The organism is Photobacterium galatheae, assembly GCF_000695255.1.
Taxonomy (GTDB): Bacteria; Pseudomonadota; Gammaproteobacteria; order Enterobacterales; family Vibrionaceae; genus Photobacterium; species Photobacterium galatheae.
Genome location: NZ_JMIB01000023.1, coordinates 1 through 15,192, shown reverse-complemented (window position 1 = coordinate 15,192; position 15,192 = coordinate 1). Strand labels below are relative to the sequence as shown.

Genomic DNA, 15,192 nt, shown 5'->3' with positions numbered 1-15,192 from the left:
CCTTGCTTTAGTCAGAAATTAACAAAAACACTACATAATTATGCGAATGTAGATTTTTTATCTGTTTTGAATGAAGTCGATTTCTGCGTCGCAGCAACCGTGTTGGTTAGTTTTTTTGCAGTGAAAAATCATTGATTTCTAGATGGTTAGACCAGAATACTGGGTTAATAGCATCAGAGTGCGTCATATTATCCCTTGGTCATCTTCCCTCGAGCTAAAACATCTACCTTAGTCACATATTCGATTTTTTCTTCTGATTACAGAGTAATTATCGTAACCATTTGGCAACAAAACGCCCTACAATAGCTTCCGAATCAACTATACCTCGCCAGAGAGAAGTTTTTAGTGCTGAACTCGGGGCGTCGTTATCAAACCCTATACTAGATTGATAAAAGTAATAACGATGGAGCATCTGCTATGACCGCACCTGACCCAATAGTGCCGGTACTACTTGAAAAAGTGTACGGCTTAATCCAGGACAAGATAGAAACGCCTCAGCAGTCATTAGTCGAAGTGTTTGCTCAACGATTGTTAGGACAACTGGCAGAAGACGATCTGCTTCAACGGAATGAATCTGATTTGTATGGTGCTGTTCTGAGCCTCTGGCACCATCTTGTGCAAAACCAACCGGACCAAACCTCTGTTCGTGTTTATAACCCGACACTCAGTCGTTATGGCTGGCAGTCAACCCACACGGTCGTGGAAATTGTGACGCCAGACCATCCGTTCCTGGTCGACTCCGTACGTATGACACTCAATCGTCAGGGGATTAACAGTCACCTGATGTTTAATGGTCCTTATTATTTCAAGCGCGATGAAGAAGGTACCATTATTGAAGCCTGTGGTGAAGAAGGCGACTTACAAACGTTGTTCCATATCGAAGTGGATCGTTTGTCCAGCAAAGAAGAAATGGAAGCGCTGAAAACAGAACTTGAGCAAGTCTTGCGGGATATTGAGCTGGTGGTGAATGACTGGCAGGCCATGCAAAGCAAGATGATTGAAATTGCTGAAGAGTTGAAAACAGCCAGCTTGCCAGTAGAACAAAGCCATTGTGATGAAGCGATCGAATTCCTGGAGTGGGTCACTCGCCACAACTTCACCTTCATGGGTTACCATCAATATGATTTGATTCCTGTTGAAGGGGATTTTGAACTCCGTCCTTGTGATGAAAAAGGGTTGGGTCTGCTGAGTAAGCCGGGTAAAGCCCGTCGCCTGATGTTGTCTGAGTTACCAGAGTCAGCAAGAGTCGAAGCAAGAAAACCAAATTTACTGATTCTGACCAAGAGTAATGCGAGATCAAAAATCCACCGCCCAGCTTATACCGATTACATTGGTATTAAACGCTTCGACAAAGATGGGAATGTCATCGGCGAGCATCGTTTTACCGGTTTGTATGCAGCAACCGCTTATCATCAGACGGCGATGAACATTCCACTGATCCGCAACAAAGTCGTTCGTATCCTTGAGAGCAGCGGTTATTCCGAAGGCTCACACTCGTGGAAAGCGATGAACAACATCCTTGAAACGTATCCGCGAGATGAGTTGATTCAGGCCAGTGAGAAAGAAATGCAGGATGTGGCCAGTGGCGTTGTGCGTATGCAGGATCGTGATCTGCTGCGTTTGTTCGTCCGCCGGGATCCTTTCGGCCGTTTCTTCTCTTGCATGGTGTATGTGACTCGTGAGCGTTATAACACTGAGCTGCGGATTAAAACGCAGAAAATTTTCAAAGAATACTTTGGTTCTGACCAAAACGTCGATTTCACCACTTCTTTCTCTGAAGGCCCACTAGCGAGAACTCATTATATTGTGCGTGTAGATAACAATAACTTCGATGTAGATGTAAAAGCGATTGAACGTAATCTGGTGGAAGCTGCTGTTTCCTGGGAAGATCGTTTGAGTGATTCACTGATCTCCAACTTTGGTGAGAACCAAGGGACACCGCTTGCGAAAAATTACGCTCGCGCTTTCCCTCGTTCATATAAAGAGCAAATGCTGCCGGGTTCAGCCGTTGCAGACATCGAATTGCTGGAAGGCCTGAGTGAAGAGAACAAGCTGGGTATGTTGTTCTACCGCCCACAGGAAGTTGCGACTGATTCACGTTTCGTGAAACTGAAACTTTATCATCGTGATGAGCCAATCCATCTGTCTGATGTGATGCCAATGCTGGAAAACCTGGGCCTGCGCGTGATTGGTGAATCACCGTATGAGGTTGTTACAGCGAACGGTACAGTTTACTGGATCCTGGATTTCGCCATGCTGGTGACCGGCACGAGCGAGATCGATTTGAGTGATGCACGTGATCGTTTCCAGGAAGCATTTGCTTCGATTTGGCACGGTGGACTGGAAAGTGACGGATTTAACCGTCTGCTGCTGTGTGCAGGACTGACCGGTCGTGAAATCACGATTGTCCGGAGTTACGCACGCTACATGCGTCAGGTTGGTTTCCCGTTCAGTCAGCAATATATTGAAGATACGCTGGCCAATCATGCGGATCTGGCCCGTGATCTGGTTGAGCTGTTCGCACTGCGCTTTGATCCTGAACGCAACTTCAGCGAGAAAGCGGAAGAAGCGCTGATTGCAGAGATGCATGCGAAGCTTGAAGAAGTCGAAAGCCTGGATGATGACCGTATCATCCGTCGTTATATGGAAATGATTCAGGCAACCCAACGGACGAACTACTATCAGCTTGATGAAAGTGGTTTGCCAAAACCTTGGTTGTCTCTGAAACTGCGTCCGTCTGAGATTCCAGAAATTCCTGCACCGGTGCCGTTCTTCGAGATCTTCGTTTATGCACCGGATATCGAGGGTGTTCACCTGCGTGGTGGTAAAGTTGCCCGTGGTGGTCTGCGCTGGTCTGATCGCCAGGAAGACTTCCGTACAGAGATTCTGGGTCTGGTAAAAGCTCAGCAGGTGAAGAACACCGTCATTGTTCCTGTGGGTGCGAAAGGCGGTTTCGTCTGCAAGCGTCAACCACAAATGAGCTCCCGTGAGGAAATCCTGGCTGAAGGTCAGCGTTGTTACAAGCGCTTTATCCGCGCGCTGTTGGATGTGACTGATAACATTCATGAGGGTGAAATTATTCCGCCAGCCAATGTGGTTCGTCATGATGAAGATGACCCGTATCTGGTTGTGGCTGCGGATAAAGGGACGGCAACGTTCTCTGATCTGGCAAACTCTGTATCGGCTGATTATAGCTTCTGGCTGGGGGATGCTTTTGCTTCTGGTGGCTCGAATGGTTATGACCATAAGCAGATGGGGATCACCGCGAAGGGTGGCTGGGAATCTGTAAAACGTCACTTCCGTGAACTGGGAATTGACTGTCAGACCACTGATTTTACCTGTGCTGGTGTGGGTGACATGGCCGGTGATGTATTTGGTAACGGCATGCTGCTGTCGAAGCATACACGTTTGGTTGCGGCCTTTAACCATATGCATATCTTCCTGGATCCGACGCCGGATGCAGCCACAAGCTGGGAAGAGCGCAACCGTCTGTTTCACTTACCGCGTTCTAGCTGGGAAGATTATAACAGCAGCCTGATCTCTGAGGGTGGCGGTATATTCTCTCGTCGCAGCAAGTCAATCACACTGACGCCTCAGATCCAGAAACTGCTGGGCACTCGGAAGCAGACGTTGACACCGAATGAAGTGATCAAACTGATCCTGACAATGGAAGTGGATCTTCTGTGGAACGGTGGTATCGGTACTTATGTGAAGTCTGATTCTGAAACGCATAGCGATGTTGGTGACCGTGCAAATGATGCGCTGCGTGTGAACGGTGGTGAGCTTCGAGCCAAGATCGTTGGTGAAGGTGGTAACCTGGGGATGACCCAACTGGGCCGCGTTGAGTATGCGAAAAATGGTGGCCGCGTAAACACCGACTTCATCGATAACGTGGGTGGTGTTGACTGTTCAGATAACGAAGTCAACATTAAGATCCTGCTGAATGGTCTGGTTGCTGCAGGCGATCTGACCTACAAGCAACGGAATGAGCTGCTGGAGCAGATGGAAGATGAAGTGGGTGAGATCGTCCTTGACGATGCATATACCCAGAGTGAATCCATCTCAGTCACTCAGCATCAGAATGTACAGTTGCTGAAAGAGCAGATCCGCTTTATTCATCATCTGGAAAAAGAAGGCAAACTGGATCGTGCACTGGAGTACCTGCCTGATGACGAAACACTGGCAGAGCGTGAAAAAGATGGTATTGGCCTGACACGCCCTGAACTGGCGGTACTGGTTGCCTACGGTAAGATGGTTCTGAAAGAAGATCTGGTGACTGAAGAGATCACAGAAGATCCTTATCATAACCGCCTGCTGCCAGCATACTTCCCGAAAGCATTGCAAGAGAAGTATCGCACTCAGATGGAGAATCACCCGCTGAAAGGTGAGTTGATTGCAACATCGCTGGCAAATCAGATGTCAAACGAAATGGGCTGCAACTTCGTCACGCGTTTGATGGAAGAAACGGGTTCAACGGTCGCGGAAATCTCTTCTGCGTACTCTGTAGGCCGTGCTGTGTTTGGCTTTGAGCAGTTCTTCGAGCAGATTCGCGAGCTGGATAATAAAGTGCCGGCACATGCCCAGTACGAAATGATGTATCGCTGCCGTCGTATGCTGCGCCGTATCACACGCTGGTTCCTGCGTAATCGTGACCGTAAGATGGGCATTGAAGAGCAAATCGCTTTCTATCAGCCAACCTTGAACACCCTGCGTGACAATCTGGAGCAATACCTGGTTGCAGAGGAAGTGAAGGAGCATGATGATCAGGCCAACACTATGATCAAAGAAGGTGTTCCGGCTCAACTGGCGCACAACATTGCTCGTCTGAGCAGCCTGTACTCCGCAATGGATATCGCTCAGATTGCGAGAGAGCTGAACAAAGAAGTTGGTTTCATCGCTCGTGTTTACTTTGTTTTGGGTGCTCAGTTGTCACTGCACTGGTTCCTGCAGCAGGTACATAACCAGCCTGTAGAAAACCATTGGCAGGCGCTGGCTCGCGCTTCTTTCCGCGAAGATCTGGATTGGCAGCAACGTCAGCTGACTTCTGCAGTGATTGGAGCAGGCCAGGGCAATGAAGCTCCGGAAGCATTAATTGACCTGTGGGTTGATCACCATCATCCTGCGATTCAGCGCTGGGAAAGTGTTTTGACCGAATTCAAAGTGGGGACGACCCACGAATTCGCGAAATTCTCAGTCGCGATGAGGGAATTAGTGCTATTAAATTTGAATTGCAAACCAAATCAGTGAATAATGTGGCCCCGTTTATACGGGGCTTTTTTTAAGGAGGTATAATGTTTTACCGCCTCGCGCGTTCGGCCATGTTTCAGCTTGATCCTGAAAAAGCGCATGATTTGGCTATTAAGAACTTTTCTCGCTTCACCGGCACTCCTCTCGATATTTTTTACCGTCAACACCTCCCGGAACGTCCTGTCGAAGTCATGGGACTTCGCTTTAAAAACCCTGTAGGTCTGGCTGCTGGCCTGGATAAAAACGGCGAATGTATTGATGCGTTTGGCGCAATGGGCTTTGGTTTTGTTGAGGTTGGTACAGTAACCCCAAAACCTCAGCCTGGTAACGATAAACCGCGTTTATTTCGGGTAAAACCGGCAGAAGGCATCATCAACCGCTTTGGATTTAATAATCTAGGGGTTGATCAACTGGTTGAAAACGTCAAGAAAGCCACGTTCGACGGTATTATTGGCATCAACATAGGTAAGAACAAAGACACACCGCTCGAAAAAGGGGTAGACGATTATCTGATCTGTATGGATAAGGTCTATGAGCACGCGGGTTATGTTGTCGTGAATATCTCGTCGCCAAACACGCCGGGTTTGCGTAATCTGCAGTATGGCGAGGCATTAGATGATCTTCTCACTCAGCTGAAGCATAAACAGAAGGCTCTGGCCGAGAAATTTGGACGATATGTTCCATTGACGCTGAAGATCGCGCCAGATCTTGAAGATCACGAGCTGATCCAAATTGCAGACTCACTGATCCGAAATGAGATCGACGGTGTGATAGGGACAAATACCACCCTGGATCGCACCTTGGTTCAAGGGATGCCGCATTGTGAGGAAGCAGGGGGCTTGAGTGGTCGTCCTTTGCAACACCGTAGTACAGAGGTCATTCGTATGCTGAATCACGAGCTGAAAGGCCAAATCCCGATTATTGGAGTTGGTGGTATCGATTCAGCGATTGCAGCACGTGAGAAGCTACTGGCTGGTGCGAGTCTGGTGCAGATTTACTCAGGCTTCATTTACCATGGCCCTCAATTGGTGAAAGAGATTGTGATGAACTGCGATTTACGCTAATCAGTGACGCTGTCACGTATTAATAACCCTCTTTAATTGAAAACGCTCACAATAAATGTGGGCGTTTTTGCATATCTGGGGATGATAAAAGCCAGAATGTTGTCAAAATTACATTCCTTAACCGCATGATCTCCTAAGGTTTTTCCCCTTTTAATTTATCACTTGATTAGTACAATTCTATGTGCGTATTCAATCTCTTGCTTTGATGACTGTCCATAGAAGGACATTGGAGCTTATCGTGTTAAAACCAAATAATTCATGGACGTGGTATTACGACCAGAAGAATGACTCTTTAATGCTCGATTTGGGCGAAGAGATGGTTTTCCGCGTTTCCATTCCATGCAAACATCTCATCACCTGTGCGTTCAATCGCAGTGAATTTACTGTGGATGATGCCAGCACCTATCAAACCTTCCTGGAAAATATCGCGACGTTGGAGCTATCCGGTCCCCGTAAGGTCGAATTGGCGCTCAATGCAGTCGCAGCAAGCCGATTCCACAAGCCGATGATGCCAAAGAGTTGGTTTTTTATGCAGCAGGAGGGGACATATGAGCCCCAAAATGGCGACATTATCGTGCTGAATACTGAATTGGCCTCGGCAAAGTACTTAGTCATTGAAAATAGCGGCTGTGCAAGCCTGTGTATGCTGGCTGATGTTGAGTCACATCAGTTAGCAGTCGGTAAGGATATTGCCTTTTGTGGTGTAATTAAGGTCATGAACGATCGCATGCAGCCAGTGCGCATGGATGATGAATTAGGCTTCGCCCTGGTGGGTTAAACCCACAGGGTATAGCCGCTGCTTTGTAAACCTTCCTTCACGTTATTTATTCTCCCTTCATCCAAATCTTCCGTTTCCCTCTACCGGAAAAGCGAAGTTCATGACCCATTTTGATTCATCCTGGTTCTGATTCCCATTGCTTGGTGTTGATTGCAAAAATAATCCGCTTCAGTCGACTGTTCCAATCGAGAGCTTCAATCAAGATAGGTATTGAGTGCGCTGATCATTCGTTGGCAGCCCTTGCTGAACCATGTTTTTTGTTGGCGGAAATTGCGAAAAAACCAGATCTGCGTCATCTCAGTGGCGGCTTTTTGGCCACAAAGACCAATTTCAAGAGACTTTCAGTGATCTGAAAAGCTGTACCAAGGTCAAAAGACCGTAAATTTTTGCATTTTTTAATGCCTCTTTTTGTCTTTTTACAGCAAAAAAATACAAGCTCAGTCACGGAAAAATTCGTTCTCTCTCATCAATATTTCCTGTTTTTCCTCCATCCTGAAACTCCATGACACAGGTGAAAATCACCACGCGGCAATTGTTTCCAATCTGGAAATAATTAGAGTTTCCAGATTGGAAATGACCCACCTTAAATGTATATACATATCTATTGTGGGGGCCAGTGTTCACGAATCATTTTTTAATAGCATCAGGCCAGCTTTGGGAGGTTTGTGTCTGTATTGAATATAAGATATTGATTTTAATTGGATAAATCAGGTGTTTCCGCAGGGAAACAGTTGTGTCTTATAGAAGAGAGTACGTCAATCGGTTGAATGACCATCAGGCGTTCTAGGGGGATATGATGTTTGTTTCTCGTGGGAAACGGTTGGGTTGGGCTTAAAAATGGGCGGTGAGTCAAACGGAAAAGAGAGGATTACCGATCAGAATCGCCTTCATAGGAAGTGAATGTGTAAAAAAAGGGCAGCTGAGAGCCGGTATACAGGTGTTTAGCGCCGATTTCAGGTATAATTGGCCTCAACATTTGTATGAAAAGAACCTCATGAATCAATATCTCGCTATTACTTCCCGTGGCCTGGAAAATCTCCTTGCCGATGAACTGTCACAACTGGGTGCTTCACACGTGAAAGTGGTGCATGCTGGCGTGCGTTTTTCTGCGGATCAGCATACAGCATATCGTTGTTGCCTCTGGACTCGAGTAGCATCACGCATCATCCAAGTTCTGAGTGAATTCAATGTCAGAAATGATTTAGATCTCTACTTGGGAGCAACGGCTATCAACTGGGACCAGTATTTCAATTCCAGCACGCGCATTGTGGTGGATTTTAACGGTACAAACCGCGAAATACGGAATAGCCAGTACGGTGCGATGAAGGTCAAAGATGCTATTGTTGACCGTTTTGTGAAAGGTAATCAGCCTCGGCCAACCATTGATCGTGAACGCCCAGATCTACGTATTCATGTTCGCCTGTCTAATGATAAAGCCATTGTTGGTCTGGATATGGCGGGGAGTGGGCTGCACCAGCGTGGCTACCGGACTGAAGCCGGTCAGGCACCATTGCGTGAAACGCATGCTGCGGCTTTAGTGATGAAAAGTGGTTGGACACCTGAGCAACCCTTGCTCGATCCAATGTGTGGCTCAGGCACGTTATTGATTGAAGCCGCTATGATTGCTGCTGAGATTGCACCGGGCCTGAAGCGTAAACATTGGGGCTTTGAAGTACTGAAAGATTTTGATGCGCCGGCCTGGCATGAAATTCATGCGGAAGCATCGGTAAAAGCTCGTCGCGGCGTCGGTAAAGTCACGACCCGGTTCTATGGCCGCGAAATGGACAGACGCGTCCTGAGCATTGCCAGAGATAATGCAGGTCGCGCAGGCGTGATTGAGCTGATGGATTTCAAATATGGTGATGCAACACAACTGGTTCGCCCGAAAGATTTTGAAACGGGTGTGATTTTGTGTAACCCACCGTATGGTGAGCGTCTGGGAACGACACCTGAACTGATTGCGCTCTATACAGAGCTGGGGAATCGCCTGAAATTAGCATTTGCCGGTTCGACTGCCGCGATTTATTCATCTTCTAACGAATTATTGAGTTGTATGCGAATGCGTGCCGATAAACAGTTCAAGCTCCGAAATGGTGCACTGGACTGTGTGCTCAAGACATACAAGATCACCGCCGGTGGTGTGAAGCAGGTAGAAGGTGCTCAGGAAGGGCAATTGGAAGAACAGCAGGTTGCACCTGATTTTGCGAACCGCTTAAAGAAAAACCTCTCCAAGCTGGATAAATGGGCGAAGAAAGAACAACTGGAATGCTACCGCGTCTATGATGCAGATCTGCCTGAATATAACGCGGCGGTGGACAAGTACAAAGATTACATTGTGATTCAGGAATATGCTGCACCAAAATCTGTTCCTGAAGAAAAAGCGCGCCGTCGATTAATGGATATCATGCGTGCAACGATTCAGGTGACAGGTGTCGATAGCGACAAAGTCGTCCTGAAAGTGCGTGAACGCCAGAAAGGCAAGAGCCAGTACCAGAAATTGTCCAGTGCTGCCCGTTACATGACGGTGAATGAATACGGCGTGAAGCTTCAGGTGAATCTGTTTGATTACCTCGATACTGGTTTGTTCCTGGATCATAAAATTACCCGTCGTCGTTTAGGTGAAATGGCGAATGGTAAAGATTTCCTCAACCTGTTCGCCTACACAGGTTCTGCGACAGTCCATGCTGCCTGTGGTGGCGCGAAATCGACAACGACGGTGGATATGTCGAATACCTACCTGCGTTGGGCTCAGGAGAACATGGCGCTGAACGGGCAGGTGGGCCGACAGCATGAATATATTCAGGCGGATTGTCTGCAGTGGCTGCAAGAAGTCGATGACACGTTTGATTTGATTTTCATTGATCCACCAACATTCTCGAACTCAAAACGCATGAAACAAAGTTTTGATGTGCAACGTGATCACATCATGTTGATGGAGAATCTGAAACGGATGTTGCGTCCAGGCGGTCAGATTGTCTTCTCAAATAACAAGCGTCATTTCAAAATGGATGATGCCGGATTGTTGGCGTTAGGGCTGGAAGCGAAGAATATTTCGTCTGAGACCTTGCCGCAGGATTTTGCCCGGAATAAGCACATCCACAACTGCTGGATTATCACGCATCAGGAAGGCGCTCACTGAGCCGCCATAACATTGAACTAAGGATTGTTACTTGCCTATCATCCTCTACAGTACGGAAGGGTGCCATCTCTGTGAACAGGCTTATGCGTTGCTCACAGAGGTGGGTGTAGCCGAACAGGTCAACGTTGTTGATATTGCCTTTGATGATGGCCTGTTTTCTCGTTACGGTGTCACCATCCCTGTGGTTTCCCTCGAAATTGATGGATCTATTTCTGAGCTTGGCTGGCCGTTTGATGCCAGTCAGCTGGCTAATTGGTTAAAGAGTCATGGCGTTAATTAAGATTAGTAATGCGCAGCTTGCTTATGGCGATCATCCTCTGCTGGATCACGCTGAGTTTTTGCTGCAACCGAATGAGCGGGTGTGTCTGGTTGGCCGGAATGGTGCCGGTAAATCCACCTTGATGAAAGTGATTGCTGGTGACGTGCTGTTAGATGACGGCAGTATTCAGCGGATGAGCGAGCTGAAAGTGTCACGTCTTGAGCAGGATCCGCCGCGTGATGCAGATGGCACTGTGTTTGATTACGTCGCAGAAGGGCTGTCGGATGTTGGGCGTTTGCTCCGTGAATATCACCATCTACTGGAGAGCATCACGACGGAGCCGAGTGAACTGAACTTTGCCCGGTTGGCGAAAGTGCAGGAAAAGCTGGATCATGCTGATGCATGGCAGTTTGATAATAAGATCACTTCCGTGCTTGAGCATCTGGAACTGAAACCAGAAATTCTTTTGGCGGATTTGTCGGGTGGATGGCAGCGCAAAGCTGCACTGGCCCGCGCTTTGGTGAGTGATCCCGATATCCTGCTGCTGGATGAGCCAACAAACCACCTGGATGTTTCGACTATTGAATGGTTGGAAGGATTTCTGAAAGATTTCCGTGGTTCAATTATCTTTATTTCTCACGACCGTGCTTTTATCCGTTCGATGTCGACCCGGATTGTGGATTTGGATCGGGGGCAACTGAATTCTTTTCCTGGAGACTACGACAAGTATCTGGATGCGAAAGAAGACCTGTTGCGTGTTGAAAGCGAACAAAATGCTGAATTCGATAAAAAGCTCGCACAAGAAGAAGCCTGGATTCGTCAGGGGATTAAAGCGCGCCGTACCCGTAATGAAGGGCGTGTCCGTGCATTGAAGCAGCTCCGTGTCGAACGAAGTGAGCGTCGCGAAGTCATGGGCAAAGCTGACATGCAGCTCCAGGAGGCGCGCCGTTCAGGAAAAGTGGTCTTCGAAGCGGAAAATATCAGTTATCGTTATGATGAAAAACCGATTATCAAGGACTTCAGCTTTAATGTGATGCGGGGCGACCGGATTGCACTCATTGGGCCAAATGGTTGTGGGAAGAGTACTTTGCTCAAGTTATTGTTGGGTGAACTCAAGCCGACTGAAGGGCATTTCCATTGCGGTACGAAGCTCGAAGTTGCTTATTTTGATCAGTATCGGGAAATTCTGGATCCGGAGAAGACGGTCTTGGATAACCTCGCAGAAGGTAAGCAAGAGGTGATGGTCAATGGGCGTAGTCGCCATGCACTTGGCTATTTGCAGGATTTCCTGTTTCATCCCAAACGTGCTCGCACCCCGGTGAAAGCGCTCTCCGGTGGTGAGAAAAACAGGCTGCTACTGGCAAAACTGTTCCTGAAACCGAATAACTTACTGGTGCTCGATGAACCAACGAATGATTTGGACATCGAAACTCTGGAACTTTTAGAAGAAATTCTTGCCAATTATCAGGGCACTTTGCTTTTGGTCAGCCACGATCGACAGTTTGTTGACAATACTGTGACCACAAGCTGGATTTTTGAAGGTCAGGGTGTCATTCATGAGTATGTTGGTGGCTACCATGATGCGCAGGCCCAGCGGGCGAACTCTGCATCTCAGCGCGCAAAAGCACAAGCTGAAGTGATTGAGGCAGAGAAGAAAAAAGCTGAGAACAAACAGCGGCAGCAGACGAACCGTGAGAAACCGGCAAAAAAACTATCTTATAAGCTCCAGAAGGAACTTGAAGAGCTGCCCGCTCGTTTAGAAGATTTGGAAAATGAGATTGCCGAATTGCAGGAGAAAATTAATGATCCTGCCTTCTTCCAGAGTGCATCAGATGAAACTCAAGTGACGCTGTCACGCCTTGCGGAGGCTGAGCAGGAACTTGAAGAAGCATTTGAGCGTTGGGAAGAGTTAGAAGCAATGCAGAAGGAATCCTAATGCGACATAAGACGTTTACGTTTTCGACACTGGCGATATTAATCGCCAGTGTTACTCAGGCTCAGGCGGCAGTCTATGACGTCGTTGAAGTCTCTGGTGAAAGCAGTGGTGTTGATTCACTGCAATATTATGACAAAAACAATAGCGATCTGGCTGCACAGGTGCAGTTTTACGGACAGGGTGTCAGCCAGTCTTCTGGTGAAAAATGTTTTGAAACCAGCTGTACCTCAACCAACTACAAAGTTTTCGGTGAAAGCCGCTTCGGTAGTGATGGTATCGATATTCGTGATGAGATTCCTTATCAGCTGGATAACTTTCAGCAGATTAATGATCAGTGGTCTCTGGAGAGGCACTGTAGTTCTGCGTTAGGGTTCAATACCTGTGATACCTGGGCGAATATTCGTTTCTTCGGGGTTAATTACAATTCTGATGACCCGGAAAATGGAGAGGGGTTCGGCGGCTTACGTCGGGAACAGTTTGCTTGGCAGAATAACTATTACGCGAACACCTTGCCATTGCTTGATAATGGCTCAGACAGCCTTGGACGAGTGACAACCTTTGCCAACACAGCTTCTGGGTATGATTCAAGTGTGACGCCGTCACTTGGCACGCTGGTGGATGGTGGTGATCATGTTTCGACCAATGGCGCTGTGAATGCGGTAGGCAGTTCAACGCTGGGGGACTTTACCCTGGGTGTAACGAGCTCAGCTTACTTCTCCAAGAATAACCATTATGCACGTCAGTTTAACAAGCGTGGTTTTGTGAATGTGAATGGCAATCAGGTGTCGCTGTTGCCGCTCACCGGAGACGATCTGGTGAAACACACGGGCCAGACGCTTGCTTGGGATGCTGTAGAGTATCCTGAAAGTAGTGGTAATCTGCTGGTGGTTGGCAGCGCTGCATTTTCACCTTCTGAACTGAATAACAATCTCAAATTGCCGGATGATGTTCCCATCAACCGTGGTGATCTGAACAACTGTAAGTCTTATGGCTCAAACCCTAGCCAGTTGTTTGGCTCTTGGGCTTGTCAGTTTGTTGTGTTTGCGAATGACGCCGTGTTCTGGAACGTCGATGGCAGTGCAACGAACCCTGAAGCACAGCTATTGTCCGAAAGGGCTTCCAACCGTCCAGCGCTTGATCCGGATGATAAGAACCGCTCTTTCCAGGCTTCAGCGCGTGCCGTGGCTTTGGTCAACAGCAAGCCTGTGATGGTGGGTTACACGACTGACTCCGTTGATAATGACTATTACGCTGTCCGTGCCGCTGTTTACAAGCTGAAAGATGGGGTAACTGGAGCACCATCGGCGAAAGACTGGAGTGTCTCTTACATTCCAAATATGAATATTGAATCCGGGAATGAGCGTGTTTATCGCTATACCATCGCCACGGATATCAATGATAATGGCAAGGTGATCGGTGTTGCAAAGTCAGCACGTTCTGAAGAACGTTCCTTTGCTGAAAAATTGTATTTATACGACGTCAACACGCAAAAATTCTCTTGGTTAGATTCTTCAGTCAGCGGTTTGTTCTTTAAAGGCGCAAATGGCTTCGCCAGTGAGATTAATAATCAAGACCAAGTTGTTGGGTGGGTTGATACGGAAACGGTCAATCAAGTAAACGGTCGTCAACGCCGTCAGCGTGCTTTCACATACCTTGCTGGTAGTGACGTTGTCACGGATGCCTTGCCTGCGAAATCAGCCTGGTTGTTGGATGATCTGACGAATGATGATGTTATTGGTGGTACAGCGAACCAATATCGTATCGCTCAGGCAACAGGAATTAATGATGCTGGGGTAATTTCTGCGACGGCATTGAAGTGTGAGAATGGTTTCAAAACGCTCAGCAAAAATGCAGAGTGTGCTGGTGAGGAGCGTTTGGTGGCGGTGAAGCTGGTGCCAAGAACAGATGCGAAAGTACAGCCACGCGCAGAAGAAAAAGAGAAGGTCACTCGAAAAGGTGGCTCGATTGGTCTGGTGACGCTGTCACTTCTGGCGTTTTTTGGGTTACGCCGGAGACGGTAATACTGTCATTTTTGTTTAAATTTTAATCAGGCTCACAAGTTGTGAGCCTGATTTTTTATGAAGGTTGATATCTTTCTCTAAATATCCAATCCTTAGAAGTGGAGTCACAAAAGCTCCATCATTATGTAATGGTAATGATGAATATGAATAAGGATGAGGATCGAACTATGAAGAGACAAAAGCGGGATCGTATGGAACGCGCACAATCTCGAGGCTATCAAGCTGGTTTAAATGGTCGTTCCAGTGATACATGTCCATATCAAACCATGGACGCCCGTATGAATTGGCTAGGTGGCTGGCGTGATGCAAGAGAAGAGGTACAGTCTGGCCGCGCGAAATAAAGATAAGTCTTTCACCCTCATATCCACAACCATGCAGAGCCCCTTTGGAGTAGGGGCTTTTCTTTTTTTAGGCGTGTCGAAACGTAAAAAAGCCGCAAAATGAAGTGACCCCATAAAGTTGGACATTTCTGTTAAGCGACTTGTAAGGCCTGCTTCCGATATTCTATCGGTGTCAGGCCTTTTAGTTTCACCTTGATGCGTTTGGTATTGTAATACTCAATGTATTCTTGGATTTTCTCTATGAGATCATTTGCGTCTTCAAAGTGCTGGTTATGGTACATCTCGGTTTTGAGCAGGGCAAAGAAGTTCTCAGCGACGGCGTTGTCTAAGCAGTTACCTTTTCTCGACATACTTTGCGTTAACCCTCTGGCAGCCACTGTCTGCTGGTGCCAACCTTGATCGCTATG

The 15,192-nt window shown here is 47.4% G+C and carries 9 protein-coding genes; 8 read left to right on the top strand and 1 reads right to left on the bottom strand.

Going from position 1 to position 15,192, the window contains the following annotated elements:
- The first annotated feature begins 417 nt into the window (after positions 1 to 417).
- The 8 genes from EA58_RS11265 to rmf all read left to right on the top strand — a co-directional run bounded on the left by EA58_RS11265 (position 418) and on the right by rmf (position 14,785).
- A complete protein-coding gene (locus tag EA58_RS11265; protein ID WP_036752651.1) occupies positions 418 to 5,247 on the top strand; it encodes an NAD-glutamate dehydrogenase in 4,830 nt (1,609 codons plus the stop codon).
- A 44-nt stretch (positions 5,248 to 5,291) separates the two neighbouring features.
- The gene (pyrD, locus tag EA58_RS11260; protein ID WP_036752648.1) at positions 5,292 to 6,311 is read left to right on the top strand and encodes a quinone-dependent dihydroorotate dehydrogenase; all 1,020 of its coding nucleotides are present in this window, start codon (positions 5,292 to 5,294) and stop codon (positions 6,309 to 6,311) included.
- 238 nt (positions 6,312 to 6,549) lie between these two features.
- Positions 6,550 to 7,089, top strand: coding sequence for a cell division protein ZapC (locus EA58_RS11255; protein ID WP_036752645.1), 540 nt, complete (start codon positions 6,550 to 6,552; stop codon positions 7,087 to 7,089).
- Positions 7,090 to 8,083: 994 nt separating this feature from the next.
- The gene (gene rlmKL, locus EA58_RS11250; protein ID WP_036752642.1) at positions 8,084 to 10,228 is read left to right on the top strand and encodes a bifunctional 23S rRNA (guanine(2069)-N(7))-methyltransferase RlmK/23S rRNA (guanine(2445)-N(2))-methyltransferase RlmL; all 2,145 of its coding nucleotides are present in this window, start codon (positions 8,084 to 8,086) and stop codon (positions 10,226 to 10,228) included.
- 31 nt (positions 10,229 to 10,259) lie between these two features.
- Positions 10,260 to 10,508: a glutaredoxin family protein gene (locus EA58_RS11245; RefSeq protein ID WP_036752639.1), complete on the top strand. Its 249-nt coding sequence runs from the start codon at positions 10,260 to 10,262 to the stop codon at positions 10,506 to 10,508.
- Complete coding sequence (gene uup / locus EA58_RS11240) at positions 10,495 to 12,423, top strand: ATP-binding cassette ATPase Uup (protein WP_036752636.1); 1,929 nt, start codon at positions 10,495 to 10,497, stop codon at positions 12,421 to 12,423. Before EA58_RS11245 ends, uup begins: the two co-directional genes overlap by 14 nt.
- On the top strand, positions 12,423 to 14,444 hold the full coding sequence (locus EA58_RS11235; protein WP_036752634.1) for a DUF3466 family protein: 2,022 nt from the start codon (positions 12,423 to 12,425) through the stop codon (positions 14,442 to 14,444). Before uup ends, EA58_RS11235 begins: the two co-directional genes overlap by 1 nt.
- Positions 14,445 to 14,611: 167 nt before the next feature.
- Positions 14,612 to 14,785, top strand: a complete 174-nt coding sequence (rmf, locus tag EA58_RS11230) for a ribosome modulation factor (RefSeq protein WP_036752980.1) — start codon at positions 14,612 to 14,614, stop codon at positions 14,783 to 14,785.
- Between the two features lie 131 nt (positions 14,786 to 14,916).
- On the opposite strand, the gene EA58_RS11225 is transcribed toward rmf, so the two are convergent.
- A partial coding sequence (locus tag EA58_RS11225; protein WP_036752631.1) for an IS3 family transposase occupies positions 14,917 to 15,192 on the bottom strand: 276 nt, incomplete at its 5' end.